Origin of the sequence: Escherichia sp. E2748 (genome assembly GCF_005781125.1) — a bacterium.
Classification (GTDB): Bacteria; Pseudomonadota; Gammaproteobacteria; order Enterobacterales; family Enterobacteriaceae; genus Escherichia.
Map to the genome: position 1 here is coordinate 56,493 of NZ_VATP01000019.1, position 21,451 is coordinate 77,943.

The following is a 21,451-nucleotide window of genomic DNA, read 5'->3' on the forward strand; positions in this document are numbered from 1 at the left end:
AGGAATGGAGAAATTATGGATTACTGGTTACCGATTATTGTGTTATTTGGTGCCTTCTTTTTTATGTTGGCATTAGGTGTACCTATTGTTTATGCCATTGGTTTATCAACACTGGCATCAATTTCCACACAACTCGATTTCAACTCAGCATTGAGTGTGGTTTCCCAAAAGTTAGCCTCCGGGTTAGATAGTTTTACGTTGTTGGCAATCCCATTTTTTATCTTGTCTGGCAACATTATGAATCATGGAGGAATAGCACGAAGGCTAATTAACTTTGCCCGAATTCTTGGCGGTCGTCTGCCAGGCTCACTTGCTCACTGTAATATTCTTGCCAATATGCTGTTCGGGGCAATTTCTGGTTCAGCCGTTGCTTCGGCGGCGGCGATGGGCGGTGTCATGCATCCGCAACAGGTTAAAGAAGGCTACGACCCGGCATTCAGCACTGCGGTTAACGTTGCTTCTGCTCCTACTGGTTTACTTATTCCACCAAGCAATACGTTGATCGTCTATTCACTGGTCAGCGGCGGTACGTCTATTGCTGCACTGTTCCTGGCAGGGTATGTTCCGGGAATTTTACTGGGCCTGGCGCTGATGGTCGTCGCCGGTATTATCGCGGTACGTCGCGGATACCCCAAACCAGAACGCCCAACTTTACGCCAGGCTGGAGTGGCTATATGGATGGCGATCCCCAGTATTTTCCTGATTGTGTTAATTATGGGCGGTGTACTAAGCGGTGTTTTTACCCCGACAGAGGCTTCGGCAATTGCGGTAATTTATACCCTTTTCCTTGCGCTGGTTCTTTATCGTGAAATCTCAGTTAAAGATTTGCCTAAAATATTTCTGGAATCCGTCATTACCACCGCAATTGTTTTGTTATTGATCGGTTCTTCAATGGGCATGTCATGGGCTATGTCCAACGCTGACGTACCCTTCCTGATCCTCGATTTGCTCAATACCATTTCTGATAATCCAATAGTAATCCTGCTTATTATCAATATTATCTTGTTGATCATTGGCACATTTATGGATATGACGCCAGCGGTACTGATTTTTACGCCGATATTTTTACCGGTTGTCACCGAACTGGGCATGGACCCGATTCACTTTGGTATTGTCATGGTACTGAACATGTGTATCGGTATTTGTACTCCGCCTGTAGGCAGTGTGTTATTTGTCGGTTGTAGTGTATCTAAATTACCGATTAATAAAATTATCAAACCTATGCTGCCATTCTATGCCGTGATGGTATTGGTGCTGGCAATGGTGACCTATATTCCGCAAATCAGTATGGCATTGCCAAGAGCACTGGGCTACTGATATGCATTCACTGGCGGCACCTGCCGCCATATTTATTAGAAAAGGAACATCTATGAAAATAAAAGTATCCGCTGGCATTATCGGTGCTGTTCTTATGTTATCCGCAAGCCAGTCCTGGGCAGTGACATTAAAACTGAGTCATAATCAGGATAAGTCTCATCCTGTTCATAAAGCGATGGAGTTCTTTGCGAAAAAGAGCAAAGAGTACTCTAACGGTGATATTACTATTCGTATTTATCCAAATGGAACATTGGGTACTCAACGAGAAACAATGGAGCTGATTCGTTCTGGCGCTATTCCGCTGGTAAAAACCAATGCGGCAGAAATGGAATCATTTGAAAATTCTTATAAATTATTTAGCCTGCCTTATTTGTTCCGCGATCGTGATCATTATTATCAGGTGATGCAGGGCGATATCGGGAGAAAAATCCTCGACTCAACGAAAAGCAAAGGTTATTTCGGGCTGACTTTTTATGATGGAGGCGCCCGCAGCTTCTACGGCAATAAACCGGTACTGAAACCAGACGATCTGAAAGGCATGAAAGTCCGTGTCCAGCCAAGTCCTGGCGCAGTTGAAATGATCAAAGTCATGGGCGGTAACCCGACGCCACTGGATTACGGCGAGCTGTATACAGCCTTACAGCAGGGCGTGGTCGATATGGCGGAAAACAGTGTGATGGCGCTGACCACCATGCGTCACGGTGAAGTGGCAAAATCCTTCAGCCTTGACGAACACACTATGGTTCCCGATGTGGTTCTGATGAGCAATGCTGCGTTTGATAAACTTAGCCCGGAAAATCAGGCTGCTATATTAAAAGCATCTAAAGAATCAATGAGCTACATGAAAGACTTGTGGAGCGAAGAAGAGAAACAAGAATTTGCGAAACTGGATAAAATGGGCGTGAAAGTCTACCAGGTTGATAAAGCTCCGTTTATCGAGAAAGTACAGCCAATGTACGCAAACTTCGCTAAGGATAACCCTGCCCTTGCCCCAATGCTGGCCGACATTCAGGCGACGAAGTAATTATCTTAATAGGGCTGCTTATTGCGGCCCTCATCGAATATATCGAAATAACTATTCTAAATTGACGCCCTGAACGCCTCTGCCATTAACTCTTGTTCACGACCAGGTAATCTAAGACGCTCGGCAATGGTTCGCCACTGACTGACAATTCCTCTAAAATTAGCAATAATGTCATCTGCTTCTGTCAAACCAAGTCGAAAATACTCCGCAACTTCTCGAGCTAATTCCAAATCAAGTGCATTAACGACCATTTCCCATCCACCAACATCATACTCATCTTTTACACTGGGAAATTTAGCGATGTAGAGATGTCCTGCTTCATCAACAACACTGGCTTTCGGACGCGCACCTCCTAATGAGCCCCCAGGTGCGATTAGCATTCTTAACCATTTTTGCCCCATGAGTTCTCTATTATCAGGATCTTCTTCAATTGCCCGGCTAGCTCTTTCCAGACTCGCTATTTCGGTAAATGGTGGGGCTGCAACATCAATGCGGTTATCAAGAAACTCTCCAGTGTCTTCAAGTTTATATCGAAGAGCCCCAACCCGATAAAGATCATGTACACCTAATAAATAAGCAGACTCATAAAGGTGGGAGTCTTTATCAAATAATCCGTCTCGGATATCCCTCTCAAAACGCCGCTTCATTAGCATGCGTCCCCAACGATCCGGGCAGGAATCACTAAATGCACCAAATTTATCCTTAGGAGGAATTGGGTACTGTGTTCCCTCATACAACATTATTTCAGGATCTAACTGAATAAAATTAAGTGCAGGATCTGCAAGCGCCTTTTTATCGTACTCAAACTCAAATATCTCACGCGCCCGGGTGCGACGACTGTGCAAATAACCAATACGCGCAGGACCATCCAGGCCTTCCCAATCCGCATACACTCCGATTAATGCCATAATTAATTTCCTTTTATCGGTTTTTTTATCGGTTGTAATAGTGCAGCAAGAGAGGTGGACGTTTCCCCTGGATTAGTTGGCGTTGAGTCTTTTGCCAGCGCTGTTAAATCCGTGGTGAGATGACCTTCTTTCTCGCGTTTCGTCTGAAATGAGGCTGTCTGAATCCCTTCGTCATTCTTACCGGATGAACGAGCAAGCCCTCTTTTTTTAATCAAACGGGAATCCTGGAGCTGACGCCCTAAGTCGTCTTCAGCTGCAAGCTTATTTAAATCCGTTTCCAGACCCAAAACCTGCATCACAGACAAATATGCCCCTATCGTGACCCCTGCACTTCCTGACTCCAGAGAACGCAATGTTATTGGCGACATCCCGGCACGTTCAGCAACTTGCTTTGCGGTAAGCCTGCGTCGTAAACGAGCAAGTTTCAGCCGCTCACCAAATTCACTAAGCATCTGATTCGTATAAGGGAGTAACGGTGCTGTTTTTTTACCCATAATGATAATATTTTATCTTTTTATCTAAAAAAACAATAAAATAACAGCGCATTTGCACATAACTTATTGTTTTTATTATCTTGCAAGGGAGACGCTGTATTGATGCTTTTGTCATGTTTTCCGCGTAAAAAAACATGACACGAGCTACCAGCGGCGAGGCTGGGGGCCAGGTATGGGTCCTGAGAATTTTTTATAAAAGGAATAGTAAGAGAACTTTATGAAGGGAACAGCTGTTTCTGAGGTTTTTATCACTAAAAGCAAAACGCCGACACAAGGTCGGCGTTTTTACGTCTCGTTGAATAACGAATTATTCAGCTACTACGTTTACGATCACTTTCGCGAATACTTCGCTGTGAACCTGGAAGCTCACTTCGTGTTCGCCAGTGGTACGCAGAACGCCGTTCGGCAGACGAACTTCGCTCTTAGCCACTTCAACGCCAGCTGCAGTTACAGCGTCAGCGATGTCGCGAGTACCGATGGAACCGAACAGTTTACCTTCGTCGCCAGCTTTAGACGCGATGGTAACAGTTTCCAGTGCATTGATTTTCTCAGCGCGAGCATTAGCTGCTGCCAGAACTTCAGCCAGTTTAGCTTCCAGTTCAGCGCGACGTGCTTCGAAGAATTCAATGTTTTTCTTGGTAGCTGGAACAGCTTTACCCTGCGGTACCAGGAAGTTACGAGCATAGCCCGCTTTAACGTTTACCTGATCACCCAGGCTACCCAGGTTTGCTACTTTATCAAGCAGAATAACTTGCATTACCTTATCCTCTCAAAGTCGTATTAATGGACCGTGACCGATTACTGATGGCGATCAGTGTACGGCAGCAGGGACAGGTAGCGAGCGCGTTTGATAGCGCGAGCCAGCTGACGCTGGTATTTTGCACGGGTACCGGTGATACGGCTTGGGACAATCTTACCGCTTTCGGTGATGTAGTTTTTCAGCGTAGCGATATCTTTATAGTCGATCTCTTGAACGCCTTCCGCGGTGAAACGGCAGAACTTGCGACGACGGAAATAACGTGCCATATGGCTAGTCTCCAGAATCTATCAATTCAATCTGCTCGGCATGCAAAACCATTTTGCTCAGTCCGTTCTTTGCCTTGTGGCATGAAATGAACCCCTGAACGGTTATGCGACTGCCGACCGTTATACTGTGAGTAATGGCCTGGTTTTCGTGTCCGCTAACAATAACGGGCATTTGGCACCACGCCTGCCGGTGAAAACCGGCTTCCTCCTGCACAGAACGATGCTCAAGCACGAACTGGCAGTGAGGAATTCCTGATGGACTGACCTTGCGAAGGGGAGTCCTGCACACGGTGCCGGACAACACCAGACGGTTGGTCATCAGAAATTACTCTTCAGAATCCCCAGCTTCAGCATCATCTGCGGTTTCGTTTGCGAAATCATCGCGACGCTCACGGCGCTCGTCTTTCGCTTTAACCATCGGAGATGCTTCGGTAACAGCGTGCTTGGTACGCATAACCATGCTGCGGATAACGGCATCGTTGAAGCGGAAGGTAGTTTCCAGCTCATCGATCACTTCCTGCGGAGCTTCAACGTTCATCAGAACGTAGTGTGCTTTGTGCAGTTTGTTGATCGGGTAAGCCAGCTGACGGCGGCCCCAGTCTTCCAGACGGTGGATCTTGCCTTCTGCACCAGTGATGGCAGCAGTGTAGCGCTCGATCATGCCCGGAACCTGTTCGCTCTGGTCAGGATGGACCATAAAAACGATTTCGTAATGACGCATCGAATTGCTCCTTACGGATTATTCAGCCTCCTGTCTGGGTCAGCCGAATCCCGGGGAGGCAAGGAACGTGTTAAAGGTCGGCTGAAAAATGACGCGTTATAGTACTTGTATGCCCCGCTAAACTCAAGGCCAGCCGACAAATAAATCTCATCTTTCGCCAAATCGTACTAACCCGCTGATTTGAAGTTCATCACATCCCATCAGGGCGTTTTTTTGAACAACTGCATCAGAAATGGTCACCATCAACTTCTTTATCATTGATTAAAATTAAATCAGAAGATCATCACAGAGGAGCGCGTACAAAGTCAGCCGTTGAGGAGGTATCTATGTTCAGCCGTGTTTTAGCCCTTCTGGCTGTGCTTTTGCTAAGTGCAAATACATGGGCAGCCATTGAAATTAATAACCACCAGGCCAGAAATATGGACGACGTGCAGAGCTTAGGCGTGATTTATATCAACCATAACTTCGCCACTGAAAGTGAAGCTCGCCAGGCACTGAATGAAGAGACAGATGCGCAAGGCGCAACGTACTACCACGTGATTCTGATGCGGGAACCGGGGAGTAACGGCAATATGCACGCCAGCGCGGATATTTATCGCTAGCACCAGGTATAACCAACGAAACATTGCCATAGTTTGCTTTGCCCCCTTCTCCGGGGGCATTTTTTTGAAAAACGGCTGCGGAATCAGACCAGTTATCTCCCGAAGAAGGCAATTTCCGCAGCGCGTGTTTTACTTCTGCCCGTAATAGGCGTTAGGACCGTGCTTACGCATGAAGTGTTTATTCATCAGGAAGCTGTCGATGTGATTGAGTTGTGGGTTAATACTGCGCGCAATCCACGCCATTTTTGCCACTTCCTCCATCACCACCGCGTTATGCACCGCATCGTGAGCATCTTTCCCCCAGGCAAACGGTCCGTGCTGATACACCACAATTCCCGGCGTATGCAGTGGCTCGGCGTCACCCAGCGTTTCGATAATCACTTTGCCAGTGTTCTGTTCGTACTCGCCCTGCACCTCTTCTTCGCTTAACCCGCGCGTACACGGGATATCGCCCAAAAAGTAGTCAGCGTGCGTGGTGCCTAACGCCGGGATCGCCAGCCCCGCCTGCGCCCATGCGGTGGCATGAGTGGAGTGGGTATGGACAATGCCGCCAAGCGACGGGTAACGACGGTAGAGTTCGAGATGCGTCGCAGTGTCGGAAGACGGACGATACTCCCCTTCCACCACCTTGCCGCTCATATCGACCACCACCATATCGTCTGCTTTCATGGTTTCGTAGGCGACGCCGCTGGGCTTGATCACCACCAGCCCGCGTTCGCGGTCAATGGCGCTGACGTTACCCCAGGTAAAGGTCACCAGCCCGTAGCGCGGCAGATCCATATTGGCTTCAAATACCTGCTGTTTCAGCTTTTGCATTATGCCGCCTCCACCATGCCTGCTTTGGCCATGCGCGCTTTCACCCAATCACGCGCTTTCGCCACTTCTGCCGCCGGGTCTTCCGCCGTTTCGCTCCACATCTCAATCAGATAGGGCCCGCAATAGCCACTCTGTTTGAGCGTTTCGAAGCAACGTTCGAAATCCACCACACCCTCACCAAACGGCACGTTTTTGAAGACGCCAGGTTTGGTGTCTTTCACATGCACCGCAACGATATGCCCGATTCCGGCCTGTAACTCCATCTGCACATCGTTGTCCCACGCCGACAGGTTGCCGATATCCGGGTAGAGCTGGAACCACGGATTGTTGAGATAGTGCGCGTAGCCCAGCGCCTTGCTGATAGAGTTCATCAATGGGTAATCCATGATCTCCATTGCCAGCGTGACCTGCGCACGGCTCGCCATCTCGACGCTCTCTTTCAGGCCGTCACGGAAACGACGACGCGTTTCGTTATTGGCCTCCTGATAGTAAACGTCATAGCCCGCCAACTGGATCACGCGAATGCCGACGTCCTGGGCGAACTGGATAGCTTTACGCATAATCTCCAGCCCCTGCGCCCGCACCGCATCATCTTCGCTGCCCAGCGGGAAACGACGATGAGCAGAAAGGCACATGGACGGTACACGCACGCCGGTTTCAACAATTGCATTCACCAGCGCCAGACGCTGCTCACGGCTCCAGTCGAGGCGCGACAAGCGCTCGTCAGTTTCATCTACCGACATCTCGACAAAATCGAAGCCCAGCGTTTTTGCCAGTTGCAGCCGTTCCAGCCAGCACTCCCCGGCGGGGAGCGCTTTTTCATAGATGCCAAGCGGGATTTGTTTGGACAACATATCCGCTCCTTAGCCCCACAGTTCGGCGATGGAACGTTTGAACTGACGTGCGGCTTCCACCGGAGAAGCGGCATCACGGATACTACGGCCCGCGATAAAGACGTGAATCGGAATGCCTTTGAACAGCGGCAGATCTTCCAGCGCCAGGCCACCAGTGACGGTCACTTTGAAGCCCATATCGGAAAGACGTTTGATCGCGGTAATGTCCGCTTCGCCCCACGCTACGCCTGCGGCCTGTGCGTCACGGCTGCGGTGATAAACCACCTGCTGAATGCCTGCGTCGCGCCACTGCTGCGCCTGTTCCCAGGTCCAGTAACCGGTCAGTTCGATCTGCACGTCGCCGTTAAACTCTTTTGCCACGTCCAGAGCGCCTTTGGCGGTGTTGATATCCGCACAGCAAATTACAGTCACCCAGTCAGCATTGGCTTCGAAGCACATACGAGAAAGGATTTTGCCCGCATCGGCAATTTTGGCATCTGCCAGCACGATTTTGTGCGGGTAAAGCGCTTTCAGGTCACGAACCGCACGCACGCCTTCGCCCACGCATAGAATGGTACCCACTTCGATAATGTCGACTTCTTCGGCAATCAAGCGAGTGGTTTCGTAGGCGCTATCCATAGTCTGGTTGTCCAGCGCGACTTGCAACATCGGTAATGACATGTTCAATTCCTTCTTAAGCTGCCGCGTTGGTGCGGTCAATGAGATCCAGTACTTCCTGCTCGGTACGGCAGGCACGTAAACGGTCGAAATTCTCTTCATCTTCAAACAGGTTGACGATCTGCATGATGCCCACTTCCTGGTGAGTGTTGGCATCAACCGCCGCCATAGTGATGAGGATATCCACCGGGTCGTTATCTTCGTGGTTGAACTCCAGCGGCTTTTTCAGCGTCACCAGCGCAAAACCGGTTTTCTTAACGCCCTCTTCCGGCCGACCGTGCGGCATTGCCAGGCCTGGTGCGAGCACAAAGTACGGGCCGTGCTGTTCAACCGCATCCAGAATCGCCTGGTAGTAACGCGGCTCGACAACATCCGCCGCCACCAGCAGGTCAACGCCGATTTTCACTGCGTCCTGCCATGTCTCAGCTTCAGCCTGCAGACGGATAGATTTATTCTCCGCCAGCGAATCACGTAATTTCATGGCGCGTCCTTACTTCACATCCTGCGGGAAATGCTCTTTGATCACTTCCAGCAGTTTCGGGCCAAAATCAGCAGGAGAGAGCATGTTGCGTACGCCAACCACGTATTTGTTGCCGGTCACGGTGATTTCGCCCGCAATGTGCGTAGAAGCGATGATGATATCCGCGCCGCTCAACTCGCTTTTGTATTCGCCAACCGCGCAGCTATTTACCGTGTGGTCAATGTTTGATTGGGTTAAAAACTGGTCCACTTTCATCTTCATGATCATGGAACTGCCTTGTCCGTTGCCACACACAGCCAGAATACGTACGGTCATAATCAAAACTCCTTATTAAGCAGACTGTTCTGCCAGTTGTTTTTCTGCATCTTCTTCTGCGCGCAGTGCGCGGCCAGCGAAGAACATATAAGCCAGTGCAATTACAATGATGACGGCCATAAAGGCGATACCGATGGAGAAGAAGCCCTGCATCATCGGCGGTGCCAGAATTGACCAGTCCGCCATACCCATCCAGGCACTCATACCGGTGAGTTTCACCGCCCAGACGCAACCAAAGATTTCAATCACCCCCATCACCAGACAAATTTTCAGCGCCGCACGCCAGCCGCCGAAGTGGTTAGCGAACACGCCGATGGTGGCGTTGGAGAAGAACATCGGGATAAAGCCAGGAATAATCAGGATCGAGGAACCGCAGGCGACCAGGATACCAACCGCAATCAGCTGACCGATGGTGCCCCACATAAAGCCCCAGACCACGGCGTTCGGCGCGAAGCTATAGATAGCCGCACAGTCAATCGCCAGAACCGCACCTGGGATCAGACGCTGGGAGATACCGTTAAATGCTTCAGAGAGTTCCGCCACAAACATGCGCACGCCCTGAGTGATGATGAAGATCGCCACCGCGAAGGAGAAACCGGTTTGCAGAATGTAGACCGTCCAGTGCACTTTGCCTGCCATCGCCTGCACGGTATCGATACCGAAGGAGAGCAGAATGGCGCCAAAGAAGATGGTCATGACAATCGCCGTGGAGACGATGTTGTCGTGGAAAATATTCAGCCAGCCAGGCAGTTTGAGGTCTTCAACGCTCTCCTCTTTTTTGCCCAGGAACGGCGCGACTTTATAAGCAATCCATGATGCAAACTGCTGCTGGTGACCGATGGAGAAACCGCAGCCGTCGGTGACTTCCTGAGTCGGCTTGTACATCATGTTGGAGGTAATGCCCCAGTAGAGCGAAACCAGAATCGCGGTGCAGATAATGGTCGTCCACATGGAATAACCGAAAATAAACAGCGTAACGGCAATCAGCCCCGCCTGCTGGAACATGATGTGACCAGTCAGCATGATGGTGCGAATACCGGTAATACGACGCAGCAGCACGTAACAGATGTTCAGCGCCAGAGCCAGCAACACCGCGTAACCCACCCAGCTATAGGCATCGCCCATGCGCTCGATAGTGGCCATCATCGAAGCGTAAGTATCTGAAATCGCACCGTTGATACCGTAGACTTCCGACATTTTCGCCACCACCGGTTTGAAGGTGCTGGTCAGGATGCCGGACCCTGCCTGCAACAACATGAAACCAATAATGGTTTTAATCGTCCCTTTAATAATAACGCTGACACTTTTGCGCAGTAGGATGTAGCCCAGACAGGTCACAATACCCAGCAACAACGGGGCATTGGTCATGACCTGGTTAAAAAACACGGTAAAGATGTTGTAGAGGATCTCCATAACGATCTCCTGAAGAAGAGGTAACCGGGTATTCCGCACACCCGGAATGTTGTGCATTCACTCTAATTTTCAAAAGTAATCACAACAAGATTATTTATGATTAAATGTGACGCGGCACGCAAATAATTCCACATGGATAGAGTGGGATTCATGCAACGAAACAATTACTCATTTAAATTCATTTAGTTAAATGGATTACACATTCCGTTAAATCTTTCCACACTCAAAATCCACAACAACTCCCCTGGCAAAAAGTCAAAAAATGGTCATTGCCTTCCTGAAAAAATAGTGTCAGGATTAATCAAAACCAATCACATATTGATTAAAACTGAACATCATGAAGGTAAATGGCGATGAGTAAAGTGAAAAGTATCACCCGTGAATCCTGGATCCTGAGCACTTTCCCGGAGTGGGGTAGCTGGCTGAATGAAGAAATTGAACAAGAGCAGGTAGCTCCTGGTACATTCGCGATGTGGTGGCTCGGTTGTACTGGGATCTGGCTGAAATCGGAAGGTGGCACCAACGTTTGCGTTGATTTCTGGTGCGGTACTGGCAAACAAAGTCACGGTAACCCGCTGATGAAACAGGGTCACCAGATGCAGCGCATGGCTGGCGTGAAAAAACTGCAGCCAAACCTGCGTACTACCCCGTTTGTTCTTGATCCGTTTGCGATTCGCCAGATCGACGCGGTACTGGCAACTCACGATCACAACGATCATATAGACGTCAACGTCGCTGCTGCCGTGATGCAGAACTGTGCTGATGACGTACCGTTTATCGGACCGAAAACCTGCGTGGATTTATGGATTGGCTGGGGAGTACCAAAAGAGCGCTGCATCGTGGTCAAACCAGGCGATGTGGTAAAAGTGAAAGACATTGAAATTCATGCCCTTGACGCGTTCGACCGTACTGCACTGATCACCCTACCAGCGGATCAAAAAGCGGCTGGCGTGCTGCCAGACGGCATGGACGATCGCGCAGTAAACTATCTGTTCAAAACACCGGGCGGTTCCCTGTATCACAGCGGCGATTCCCACTACTCTAACTACTATGCAAAACATGGCAACGAGCATCAGATCGACGTGGCGTTAGGATCGTACGGTGAGAACCCACGCGGTATTACCGACAAAATGACCAGCGCCGATATGCTGCGTATGGGCGAAGCGTTGAATGCGAAAGTAGTTATCCCGTTCCACCATGATATCTGGTCAAACTTCCAGGCCGATCCGCAGGAAATCCGCGTACTGTGGGAGATGAAAAAAGATCGTCTGAAGTATGGCTTTAAGCCGTTTATCTGGCAGGTCGGTGGCAAGTTTACCTGGCCGTTGGATAAAGATAACTTCGAGTATCACTATCCGCGTGGTTTTGACGATTGCTTCACTATTGAACCGGATCTGCCGTTCAAATCGTTCCTGTAATCTGTCGTTTATACCGGGTAGCGTGGATCTGTTCGCGCTATCCGGCGTAGTATTTCCTGGCTATTTCAAATATCATCTAAAAAAATCAAATTCTATCGGAATAGCTCATGACTGAAGCACAAAGACATCAAATCCTCCTGGAAATGCTCGCACAATTGGGCTTTGTGACCGTGGAGAAAGTCGTTGAGCGTCTGGGAATTTCGCCTGCCACTGCGCGACGCGATATCAATAAACTCGACGAAAGCGGCAAACTGAAAAAAGTGCGCAATGGCGCCGAAGCGATTACCCAGCAGCGCCCGCGATGGACGCCGATGAATCTGCATCAGGCGCAGAATCACGATGAAAAAGTACGTATCGCTAAAGCGGCATCACAACTGGTCAATCCGGGCGAAAGCGTGGTCATCAACTGCGGCTCTACCGCGTTTCTGCTCGGCCGGGAAATGTGTGGCAAACCGGTGCAAATCATCACTAATTATCTCCCGCTGGCAAACTATCTGATCGATCAGGAACATGACAGCGTGATCATCATGGGCGGGCAGTACAACAAAAGTCAGTCCATCACCTTAAGCCCACAGGGCAGCGAAAACAGTCTCTATGCCGGGCACTGGATGTTTACCAGCGGCAAAGGGCTGACCGCAGAAGGGTTATATAAAACCGATATGCTGACAGCGATGGCAGAGCAGAAGATGCTGAGCGTGGTAGGGAAACTAGTAGTGCTGGTCGATAGCAGTAAGATTGGTGAACGCGCGGGGATGCTCTTTAGCCGCGCCGATCAAATCGATATGCTGATCACCGGCAAAAATGCTAACCCAGAGATCCTGCAACAGCTGGAAGCGCAAGGGGTCAGCATTCTGCGTGTTTAAAGATGCTGGTGGAAAAATGTCACCGCAGCATCTAACGCCTCGGGTGTAATACGGTGGCGCACGCCAGGCTGCCATAAACAGGTTAACTGTTTATCTCGTCCCGTTTCTCTTAATGCCTGCTGCAAACGTAGTGATTCCTCGGCAGGCACAACATCATCGTCAAGGCCATGCCACAACAGCAGTGGCCTGCTTCCCAGTTCGTCCAGGTGGTTTGCCGCTTCCCACTCTGCCAGTGGAGCAATAATGTTATCAAATTCGTTTTGCTGTGCTGGCGTTTCAGGCTTCAACGGTGGAAACAGTGAACGGGCAAGCGATGTGAAATAGCCAGACCCCATCATGCTGGCGGTACATTTCACCGTGGGGTGGCGAGCGGTAATCCCCAACGCGGTCATTGCGCCCATCGACGCGCCACCAACCGCCAGGCGTTCATCACGCAGCCAGTTTTCTTCGGCTATTGCCGCACGTAAAGTAGTGAATTCCTGCATACTTTGTAGCAAGATTTGCCAGAATTGATTTAAACGCCTCGCTGCGTCGCCACTAAAACGGCTACCGTGATTGGGCGCATCCGGCATGATCACCCGGAAACCAGCCTGCGCCAGCGCGACGGCAAAATAGCTATAAACCAGGCTGGATGAAGTAAATCCGTGATAAAAAATCACACACGGTAATGGGGGTTCTTTTTGCCCTATGGGATAAGCGTGAAGAACGGGAATATCAGCCAGCACGCGTGATTCTAATTCAATCATCTTTTTCTCCTTTGAGTCTGGTATGACATGAAGAAATCCTTAGCACAAGTTTCTGCTGACCGTATTAGTTCATAATGTTGAGATGTGGATTACGCTTTCACAACGTTTTCATTCGAAAATCGCGTACCAGGTAACAATTCGGGAACATTCCCCTCAAGTTAAATAAATAAGGCACTACACTATGGTTAGCAGGAAACGTAATAGCGTTATTTATCGGTTTGCCAGTTTATTATTGGTGTTGATGCTAAGCGCCTGTAGCGCACTGCAAGGTACGCCACAGCCAGCACCGCCAGTAACGGACCATCCGCAAGAGATTCGCCGTGACCAGACACAAGGGTTACAGCGAATAGGTAGCGTAAGCACGATGGTACGGGGCTCTCCGGATGACGCATTAGCAGAAATCAGAGCGAAAGCTGTCGCTGCAAAAGCTGATTATTACGTTGTCGTAATGGTGGATGAAACCATCGTGACAGGACAGTGGTATTCACAAGCCATTTTGTACCGTAAATAAATCAGACAACTTACATAGTCAGCTTTACATTGCTTTGCGTCCCTATGCGTTTATCTGTGCACAATAAATTACCGGCTGGAAGCTCGGGCGTTTATTACCGCGATGGAATGCCCTGCAACATGTGGGGAAACGAAAAATGGAGCTGACGATGAAACAATTACTTGCCTCACCCTCGCTGCAATTAGTGACTTGCCCTGCGAGCGCCACGGCACAGTCTGCAGAATTCGCCAGTGCTGACTGCGTGACGGGCCTGAATGAAATAGGTCAGATCTCGGTTAGCAATATTTCAGGGGATCCGCAGGACGTGGAACGTATCGTGGCGTTAAAGGCCGATGAACAAGGGGCATCATGGTATCGCATTATTACCATGTATGAAGACCAGCAGCCCGATAACTGGCGTGTACAGGCGATACTGTATGCGTGAGTGTCATCTACAGCAAATGAACAATGCCGGATGCGGCGCGAGCGCCTTGTCCGGCCTACAATTTTCACATATTTCATTTAGTTAATCGAAACCAGCGTCGCATCCGTCGTATACGCTTACAAACACACTCCCCCCGTCGCCCGCAGCAATAAATCATTCTGGATCTGCTCTGACAACCGCACGCCACCGCGCGTATTTAACATCACCTGACACCACGCCTGCGCCATTGGCGGAGAAGCATATTTCAACATTTGCGCGCCGCAGCCCAGCAAAAATAATTGATGTGTTATCTCCCGTCCCAATTCCTCAGCCGGTTTGCGCAGTTGCTGTTGTAAGCGACGAACCGCGCGATCAAAATAACGATCTTGCCCTTTCACTTCCATAAACGCTTCCGACAGCAAGTCGTATACACCCGCTTGCTTATTAAGAACGCGCAGCACATCGAGGCACATAATATTGCCAGAGCCTTCCCAGATGCTGTTCACTGGCATCTCTCGATAAAGTCGCGGTAGTTCGCTCTCTTCGCAATAGCCAATACCGCCCAGTACCTCCATCGCTTCAGCCACAAACGGAATGCCACGTTTGCAGATCACAAATTTCGCCGCAGGCGTAAATAAACGCGCCCACAGAGCTTCTTTGGCATCGGCACGTCGATCCCAGGCCCGCGCCAGACGAAACAACAATGCTGTTTGCCCTTCAAGCTGAAGCGCCATGCGACTTAAGACATGGCGCATCAGAGGCTGTTCTATTAACGGATTACCAAATACATGGCGCTGATGTGCGTGATAAATCGCCAGCGAGAACGCACGGCGCATCATGGCGTGGCTGCCCAGAGCACAATCAAAACGCGTCATCCCGCCCATTTTCAGGATCAGGCGAATCCCTTCCCCTTCCTGCCCCAACAACCAGCCAATGGCATCCTGAAACTCCACTTCGCAACTGGCATTGGAACGATTACCCAACTTATCTTTCAGACGCTCCAGCCGAATCGCGTTGCGTTGCCCGTCAGGCAAAAATCGCGGCACAAAAAAGCAGGACAAACCGCCCGCGGTCTGCGCCAGCACCAGATGCGCGTCGCTTTGTGGCACCGAGAAAAACCATTTATGCCCCACCAGCCGATAAGAGCCATCTTCCAGACGCTCTGCACGGGTGGTGTTGCTCATGACATCGGAACCGCCCTGCTTTTCCGTCATTCCCATGCCAATCAACAAACCGCGTTTTTGCCCGCCTGGCAATAAGTGAGAATCGTAGCGATCGCTCAGCAGCGGGGTGGTCCAGTCCTGAAACGGCGCGGGTAGAATCTGTAACAGCAATGGCGTGGCGGCAAAGGTCATCGTTATCGGACATAACGACCCGGCCTCAACCTGCGCGTGCAACATAAAACGCGCCGCCCGCGCCACAAATGCGCCAGAACGAGCATCTTCTTCCCAGGCCAGGTTGTGTACCCGATTGGTACATAACGCCTGCATCAGCAGGTGCCATGCGGGATGGAAACGGACATCGTCCAGACGTCGCCCCTGGGCATCGTAGCGCAACAGTTCAGGTGGGTTTACATTCGCCAGCCGCCCCAGTTCAAGGGATTCTGCCGTTCCGAGTTGCTGACCAATACTGGCGAGAAAATCGCTATCCCAGCCAGCGCCTTCGCGCGTTACCGCTTCGCAGAGCGCGCCATCAGACAGGTATAAATTGCTGTTATTTAAGGGTATAGGTTGATTAAAAACAGTGTGAGTTTGCCAGTGCACGGTGTCTCCCTCCATCAATGGCAGTCACCATTAGTATGGTCACTGCCACGGATTCCTGACAGAAAGAGATTGCTAAAACATTCTTAACCCGCAATGTAGTGCGGAACAAAACGCGAAGTGTCTTTAGTGATCAGCGTGTTATCTTCGCGGATACCCATACCGCACGCTTCATCATCGACAATCCAGCTACCAATCAGCGTGTAACTATCGCCAAATCGCGGTAGCGGTTGAAACGCCTGATAGATCATCGGTTCATCGGCGTAATCACCATCAGCGTGGTCAACGACGTTATTCTGACCGTCGAAAATGGTGACGTTACCGCCCTCGCGTGAGTAGATCGGTTTACGCACATAGCTTTCGCCAGCGGCGATCTGCGGTTTTTCACCCTCAAACCAGGACGCCAGAAGATTAGGATGACCAGGAAAGAAGCGCCAAAGCAGCGGCATTAGCCCTTTGTTACTCAAGATACTTTTCCATAACGGCTCCACCCACTGCTCACGACGCTTGCGCAGCAGCGGACCGTTATCGTCACGCATCATCCACTCCAGCGGATACAGCTTAAATGCACGCTGGACGACATTATCATCAAGATCGGTCAGTACACCGCCGACGCCCAAACCGAGATCTTCAATGTAGATAAACCGCGACTCCTGTCCTGCCTGCTGAGCACAGTCCTGCAAGTACAGCACGGTACTCCTGTCTTCGTCGGTGTCCTGACAGCAGCAAAAATAAAACGGCTCCCGGCTATAAAGCTCGCTAAAGCGTGAAATCAGGCGCTCCTGAATGGCATTGTACTGATCGGCATCGCGCGGAATAACGCCGCTGCGCCGGGCATCTTCCAGCCACAACCACTGGAAATAAGCCGACTCGTACAATGAAGTTGGCGTATCGGCGTTGTACTCCAGCAACTTAACCGGCGCATTACCACACCAGGCAAAATCCATACGGCCATACAGCGAAGGATCGCGTGCGCGCCAGCTTTCGGCGATCACATCCCAGTACAACAGCGGGATCGCCAGTTGCGTCAGGATCTCTTCATCTTTAACCGCACGATCCACCACCTCCAGGCACATCTGATGCAGTTCCGCAGTCGGTTTTTCGATCTGCTCTTCAATCTGGCGCAGAGTAAAGCGGTAAGCCCGACTCTCATCCCAATAGATTTCATTGTCGATGATATGAAAGTCAAATCCGTTATCGGCGGCAATCCGGTCCAGATCCCGCCGCACAGGAACGTTGTGTCTCAGCATGATTAGCCTCCCCAATGCCCACGGGCGCTGGAAGAACGGCCATAGCCGCCGCGAGAAACGGTAGACGCTTTTTTGGTGGTAAAGCCGCCCGTGGAATAAGACTCTTTTTTGCCAGAACCGGAGCGCCAGGAGTAATCACCGGAAGTGTTGCGCCAGACGGGGCGGGAAGCAAATGAGGATCCACCGCTGTTATAAACAAACGGCTCATCGCGATCTTTACGAATAACCCGGCTTAACAAAAATCCAGAAACGACCGGGATCCAACTCTGTTCAACATTGTCGTAGTAGCAATTTTCGTACTTAGACTGACAGTTCTGCTGAGTCATATTCTTCGGAACATCGGCATAAAATGCCGCTTTGGCGTTGTTCCAGCCACGCGCGCAAATGTCGGCATTATTACCGTCATCAATACAATCCTGCACAGTCGCGTAAAACGTTCCATCACCGTCGTTATCGACATCGCCACTATCGCCACAACCTTTCAATACAAAAAAAGCGGCACCGCCCATTAGCGCCAACGTTAAGTATTTTTGTGCGTAGCGATTGCGACGCGGTTCAAAAGGATTATTCGGTCTACCAATGCGACTGATCGCTCCGTGACCAATTTTACTGTTATTTCTTGATTTGCGTTTTCTGGCCATGATCGTCCATTACCATGTCATACAAGCTGCGTTAAAAATACCACCAGCCAGTGCGGCGGTTCCCATAAACATTCCTGCTGCGGTATTGTGATTAATAATTTTTTCGCTTAATGCGGGCATATAAAGTCTGACACCAGCAAAAACGAGTAACTGAATCACCAGTGCAATCCCGCCCCAGGCGAAATAATCCGGAATGCTCACCGCATTGATTGCCGCACTGGATAACGGGATCACGTAACCCAACAATGTACCGCTGAACGCCAGTGACGCCGCGGTATTATTATTTTTAATTAACTGCCATTCGTTGTGCGGTGTAATTTTAGAATAGATAAAAAGAAAAATAATTACCATCGCCACGCCAATAAAAAAATAGGCGCTAAAAGCAAGAAGTGAATCCAGTATATGCATCGTAACCGTCCCTGTAATTAACCAATAATATTAAGTGATGTCAGCGGGATATCGACGCCCAGCGCGCGCGAAAATAACCACTCCGGCTCGCCGAGATCGTTAAAAGATTCCTCACCATTTAACAGCAAATATTCGTAAGTATCTTCGGTCACTTGCCGTTGGTAGCCCATGGTAAAATTATGGACCTCCCATTTGGCATGGTTTTGATTTTCTACTTTTTCCAGCATGTAGACGGGTTCGATATTTCCCGGTTCCTCGCTGTTAAAAAATCGCTGCCAGCGTTTTTCCTGCCAGTTTAAGGTTATTGCCCCCATCGCTTTGGCGTTGATCGCCTCGCGCCAGTGACTCTCTTTACTGATACCGTAGCTCTCTTCATAGACAAAGAGCTTGATATCATCAATGTCATCAATATCTTCGCCGCCGGTGGTATTGATTTGCAGAAATTCATCGCCCGAAGTGTAGTAGCGGAAAATCTGGCTACCGCCGCCCAGATCGATGTGGCTGACAGCTGCTACCGTGTATTCTTCACCCGGCAGCGCAATCAGCAATTCATCTTCCAGCAAACGAAACGCTAACGAGTCGAGCGTAAAGCCACTATTGAGATGAAGTCCCAGCGGACCGCGAACGATAACAGGCTTATCATCCTGACCAAACAGGCGCTGGAAAAAACCAGACATATTTTATCCTTAAATTAGCAGCCAGCCTTTTAGTGAGGCTGGCAAAAAATTACTCACCCTGTTGGCGTTGCAGCCTTGCCAGCACATCCTGGGCATTGCTTTTGTTAACACCACCAATCCCCACTTCCGCCAGTTTTTCGTCGAGATCGCGACCGTCTGCCACTTTTTCCAGCTGCGCGGCGGCATCCAGCCGGGCCTGGCGCTCAGCCTGACGCGTTTGCAGGCGTTTTAATGACTCTGCAGCTGTCGAAACGCTGGAAGAGGCACCAACAGTCGAGGTCGTTACGGCCTGCTGCGCACGCTGCATGGCTTCAGTAGCTTTAACGACTTCCATTTGTTGCTCAAACTGGGAAATACGCTGTGCCGTTGCCGTAACGGCTTTTTCCACACCATCGCGGGAGACTTCCAGATTCGACAACACCTGTTCTTCAGCGGTAATAAGATTCTCAAGGCGCGCAATTTCTTCGGCGACTTCGTTAATTAACGATGGGTTAACGTTCTTGCTTAATGCTTCCAGCGCACGGGCTTCCAGACTGGTTTTACGCTCGCGTAAATCTTTCAGCTTATCGTTACTTAATTTCACCCGCGCCAGCAGATCGACGCGAGATTTTCCGGCTTTATCCAGTTCAGCTTTGGCGTCCCGAATATGTTGTTCCAGCATGCGCACGCCCTGGGTTTCTTCAATGGATTCTTCCGCCTGGGAGATAAACGATTTCCCCAGCGTAAATAAACTTTTTAAAATTCCCATAAATACCCGTCCTTGTAATTAGTGTGAATATTCTTCCGTAATTTCAGCCAGATCCAATGCATTATCTACCAGCGAGGTTATTTCAAGCAGGATATCTTCAAGAGAAGATTTAAGCGATAATGCCCCGAAAACAATGTAATACTCTTCCTGTTGCACGCTGGAGATCCCCACCGATGACAGCGGCATAATTTTCTGATTTCTTAAAAGGAATGTATTAAATTCATTTGGATTATTGATATAGCTTACCGGACAAATAAATGTTTCGATAATCATCTGGCGAGAAGTAAAAAGAACATTGATTTGCAAATCGCCGTAATCATTCATTTTAATAATTAATGCATTTTCACTATTTGTTACATCAATATTTTGTTTAGGTACAGCTTGTAACGCTGTCGCCAGCGCCAACGGATTCCATATCATATATTATTCCATATATATTAAATTTAATTATTAATAAGATGAATATTTATAGAGCGTAATTATCTTACCAGCTATAGATAAAAAAAAACCATCCAAATCTGGATGGTTTTTCTTAAATCAGAGGGATTAGCTGCGCTGGCGAACCGCTTCAAATAAGCAAATTCCGGTCGCAACCGAAACGTTCAGCGAAGAAACACTTCCTGCCATTGGGATGCTGATCAACTCATCGCAATGTTCACGGGTCAGACGACGCATACCTTCACCTTCCGCGCCCATCACCAGCGCCAGTCGTCCGGTCATTTTGCTCTGATAGAGCGTATGATCCGCCTCGCCTGCCGTACCGACGATCCAGATATTCTCTTCCTGCAACATACGCATGGTGCGCGCAAGGTTAGTCACCCGAATCAGCGGAACGCTTTCTGCCGCGCCGCAGGCTACTTTTTTCGCCGTGGCGTTGAGCTGTGCGGAGCGATCTTTCGGCACAATCACCGCATGAACGCCAGCGGCGTCCGCGCTACGCAGGCACGCGCCGAGGTTGTGCGGATCGGTTACACCGTCGAGGATCAGCAGGAACGGTTGTTCGAGCGAAGCGATCAGATCCGGCAGATCGTTTTCCTGATACTGCCGTCCTGGTTTCACACGGGCGATAATGCCCTGATGCACGGCACCGTCGCTTTTCTCATCGAGATATTGGCGGTTTGCCAGCTGGATAACCACGCCCTGGGATTCAAGGGCGTGAATCAGCGGTAACAGACGTTTATCTTCACGGCCTTTTAAAATAAAGACTTCCTGAAAACGTTCAGGGGCGCGCTCCAGCAGGGCCTGCACTGCGTGGATGCCGTAAATCATTTCGCTCATTAATGTACTCGTTGTTTACGTTTTGCCTGATGCACTACGTTTATCCGGCCTACATGGTCCCTGCAATATATTGAATTTGCGTGATTATGTAGGCCGGATAAGGCGTTCACACCGCATCCG

28 protein-coding genes are annotated in these 21,451 nt (G+C 49.8%); 7 read left to right on the top strand and 21 right to left on the bottom strand.

Annotation, left to right across the window (positions count from 1 at the left end):
* The first annotated feature begins 15 nt into the window (after positions 1-15).
* Together FEK42_RS15245 and FEK42_RS15250 are read left to right on the top strand one after the other, a co-directional pair.
* A complete protein-coding gene (locus FEK42_RS15245) occupies positions 16-1,317 on the top strand; it encodes a TRAP transporter large permease (protein WP_130206017.1) in 1,302 nt (433 codons plus the stop codon).
* A gap of 52 nt (positions 1,318-1,369) precedes the next feature.
* Entirely contained in the window at positions 1,370-2,341 is a 972-nt protein-coding gene (locus FEK42_RS15250) for a TRAP transporter substrate-binding protein (protein WP_135493293.1), read from the top strand.
* Between the two features lie 56 nt (positions 2,342-2,397).
* On the opposite strand, the gene FEK42_RS15255 is transcribed toward FEK42_RS15250, so the two are convergent.
* The 6 genes from FEK42_RS15255 to rpsF form a co-directional block, all read right to left on the bottom strand.
* On the bottom strand, positions 2,398-3,249 hold the full coding sequence (locus FEK42_RS15255) for a hypothetical protein (RefSeq protein WP_135493292.1): 852 nt from the start codon (positions 3,247-3,249) through the stop codon (positions 2,398-2,400).
* 2 nt (positions 3,250-3,251) lie between these two features.
* A complete protein-coding gene (locus tag FEK42_RS15260) occupies positions 3,252-3,743 on the bottom strand; it encodes a helix-turn-helix transcriptional regulator (protein ID WP_130206011.1) in 492 nt (163 codons plus the stop codon).
* 307 nt (positions 3,744-4,050) lie between these two features.
* Entirely contained in the window at positions 4,051-4,500 is a 450-nt protein-coding gene (gene rplI / locus FEK42_RS15270; protein ID WP_001196062.1) for a 50S ribosomal protein L9, read from the bottom strand.
* A gap of 41 nt (positions 4,501-4,541) precedes the next feature.
* Positions 4,542-4,769: a 30S ribosomal protein S18 gene (gene rpsR / locus FEK42_RS15275; protein WP_000135199.1), complete on the bottom strand. Its 228-nt coding sequence runs from the start codon at positions 4,767-4,769 to the stop codon at positions 4,542-4,544.
* A 4-nt stretch (positions 4,770-4,773) separates the two neighbouring features.
* A complete protein-coding gene (priB, locus tag FEK42_RS15280; protein ID WP_001296681.1) occupies positions 4,774-5,088 on the bottom strand; it encodes a primosomal replication protein N in 315 nt (104 codons plus the stop codon).
* A 6-nt stretch (positions 5,089-5,094) separates the two neighbouring features.
* Entirely contained in the window at positions 5,095-5,490 is a 396-nt protein-coding gene (rpsF, locus tag FEK42_RS15285) for a 30S ribosomal protein S6 (protein WP_001216676.1), read from the bottom strand.
* A gap of 326 nt (positions 5,491-5,816) precedes the next feature.
* On the opposite strand from rpsF, the gene yjfY reads away from it, so the two are divergent.
* Positions 5,817-6,092: a DUF1471 family protein YjfY gene (yjfY, locus tag FEK42_RS15290; RefSeq protein WP_000492914.1), complete on the top strand. Its 276-nt coding sequence runs from the start codon at positions 5,817-5,819 to the stop codon at positions 6,090-6,092.
* Positions 6,093-6,221: 129 nt separating this feature from the next.
* On the opposite strand, the gene ulaF is transcribed toward yjfY, so the two are convergent.
* From ulaF to ulaA, 6 genes are read right to left on the bottom strand one after another with little or no spacing between them, the layout of a single operon-like run.
* Positions 6,222-6,908, bottom strand: coding sequence for an L-ribulose-5-phosphate 4-epimerase UlaF (ulaF, locus tag FEK42_RS15295; RefSeq protein WP_135493291.1), 687 nt, complete (start codon positions 6,906-6,908; stop codon positions 6,222-6,224).
* Positions 6,908-7,762, bottom strand: coding sequence for an L-ribulose-5-phosphate 3-epimerase UlaE (gene ulaE / locus FEK42_RS15300; RefSeq protein WP_000949511.1), 855 nt, complete (start codon positions 7,760-7,762; stop codon positions 6,908-6,910). Before ulaE ends, ulaF begins: the two co-directional genes overlap by 1 nt.
* A 9-nt stretch (positions 7,763-7,771) precedes the next feature.
* Positions 7,772-8,422, bottom strand: coding sequence for a 3-keto-L-gulonate-6-phosphate decarboxylase UlaD (ulaD, locus tag FEK42_RS15305; protein WP_000056760.1), 651 nt, complete (start codon positions 8,420-8,422; stop codon positions 7,772-7,774).
* Between the two features lie 13 nt (positions 8,423-8,435).
* Positions 8,436-8,900, bottom strand: a complete 465-nt coding sequence (gene ulaC, locus FEK42_RS15310) for a PTS ascorbate transporter subunit IIA (protein WP_000776505.1) — start codon at positions 8,898-8,900, stop codon at positions 8,436-8,438.
* Positions 8,901-8,909: 9 nt separating this feature from the next.
* Complete coding sequence (gene ulaB, locus FEK42_RS15315; protein ID WP_000218362.1) at positions 8,910-9,215, bottom strand: PTS ascorbate transporter subunit IIB; 306 nt, start codon at positions 9,213-9,215, stop codon at positions 8,910-8,912.
* 15 nt (positions 9,216-9,230) lie between these two features.
* Positions 9,231-10,628, bottom strand: a complete 1,398-nt coding sequence (ulaA, locus tag FEK42_RS15320) for a PTS ascorbate transporter subunit IIC (protein WP_138211883.1) — start codon at positions 10,626-10,628, stop codon at positions 9,231-9,233.
* Between the two features lie 353 nt (positions 10,629-10,981).
* Between ulaA and ulaG the strand changes: the two genes are divergently transcribed.
* Together ulaG and ulaR are read left to right on the top strand one after the other, a co-directional pair.
* Positions 10,982-12,046, top strand: coding sequence for an L-ascorbate 6-phosphate lactonase (ulaG, locus tag FEK42_RS15325; protein WP_001295191.1), 1,065 nt, complete (start codon positions 10,982-10,984; stop codon positions 12,044-12,046).
* 107 nt (positions 12,047-12,153) lie between these two features.
* Positions 12,154-12,909, top strand: coding sequence for an HTH-type transcriptional regulator UlaR (ulaR, locus tag FEK42_RS15330; RefSeq protein WP_000133631.1), 756 nt, complete (start codon positions 12,154-12,156; stop codon positions 12,907-12,909).
* Here the strand turns inward: ulaR and yjfP are convergent.
* Complete coding sequence (yjfP, locus tag FEK42_RS15335) at positions 12,906-13,655, bottom strand: esterase (RefSeq protein ID WP_135493290.1); 750 nt, start codon at positions 13,653-13,655, stop codon at positions 12,906-12,908. The genes ulaR and yjfP overlap by 4 nt on opposite strands.
* Before the next feature lie 181 nt (positions 13,656-13,836).
* Here yjfP and bsmA point away from each other — a divergent pair, with 181 nt between their 5' ends.
* The gene (bsmA, locus tag FEK42_RS15340) at positions 13,837-14,166 is read left to right on the top strand and encodes a biofilm peroxide resistance protein BsmA (protein WP_000254636.1); all 330 of its coding nucleotides are present in this window, start codon (positions 13,837-13,839) and stop codon (positions 14,164-14,166) included.
* A gap of 148 nt (positions 14,167-14,314) precedes the next feature.
* Complete coding sequence (gene yjfN, locus FEK42_RS15345; RefSeq protein WP_001517630.1) at positions 14,315-14,590, top strand: DUF1471 family protease activator YjfN; 276 nt, start codon at positions 14,315-14,317, stop codon at positions 14,588-14,590.
* Positions 14,591-14,706: 116 nt separating this feature from the next.
* Here the strand turns inward: yjfN and FEK42_RS15350 are convergent, their stop codons facing one another.
* The 8 genes from FEK42_RS15350 to rlmB form a co-directional block, all read right to left on the bottom strand.
* On the bottom strand, positions 14,707-16,332 hold the full coding sequence (locus FEK42_RS15350; RefSeq protein WP_135493289.1) for an isovaleryl-CoA dehydrogenase: 1,626 nt from the start codon (positions 16,330-16,332) through the stop codon (positions 14,707-14,709).
* An 83-nt stretch (positions 16,333-16,415) separates the two neighbouring features.
* On the bottom strand, positions 16,416-17,579 hold the full coding sequence (locus tag FEK42_RS15355; protein WP_135493288.1) for a glutathionylspermidine synthase family protein: 1,164 nt from the start codon (positions 17,577-17,579) through the stop codon (positions 16,416-16,418).
* Positions 17,580-17,581: 2 nt separating this feature from the next.
* Complete coding sequence (locus FEK42_RS15360) at positions 17,582-18,220, bottom strand: DUF1190 domain-containing protein (RefSeq protein WP_135493287.1); 639 nt, start codon at positions 18,218-18,220, stop codon at positions 17,582-17,584.
* Positions 18,221-18,229: 9 nt separating this feature from the next.
* Entirely contained in the window at positions 18,230-18,628 is a 399-nt protein-coding gene (locus FEK42_RS15365) for a DUF350 domain-containing protein (RefSeq protein WP_000547760.1), read from the bottom strand.
* A gap of 17 nt (positions 18,629-18,645) precedes the next feature.
* A complete protein-coding gene (locus FEK42_RS15370; RefSeq protein WP_135493286.1) occupies positions 18,646-19,305 on the bottom strand; it encodes a YjfK family protein in 660 nt (219 codons plus the stop codon).
* A gap of 49 nt (positions 19,306-19,354) precedes the next feature.
* A complete protein-coding gene (locus tag FEK42_RS15375) occupies positions 19,355-20,053 on the bottom strand; it encodes a PspA/IM30 family protein (protein WP_130259517.1) in 699 nt (232 codons plus the stop codon).
* A gap of 18 nt (positions 20,054-20,071) precedes the next feature.
* Complete coding sequence (locus FEK42_RS15380) at positions 20,072-20,473, bottom strand: DUF2170 family protein (protein WP_130205993.1); 402 nt, start codon at positions 20,471-20,473, stop codon at positions 20,072-20,074.
* A gap of 126 nt (positions 20,474-20,599) precedes the next feature.
* Positions 20,600-21,331: a 23S rRNA (guanosine(2251)-2'-O)-methyltransferase RlmB gene (gene rlmB, locus FEK42_RS15385; RefSeq protein ID WP_001293284.1), complete on the bottom strand. Its 732-nt coding sequence runs from the start codon at positions 21,329-21,331 to the stop codon at positions 20,600-20,602.
* Between the last annotated feature and the right edge of the window lie 120 nt (positions 21,332-21,451).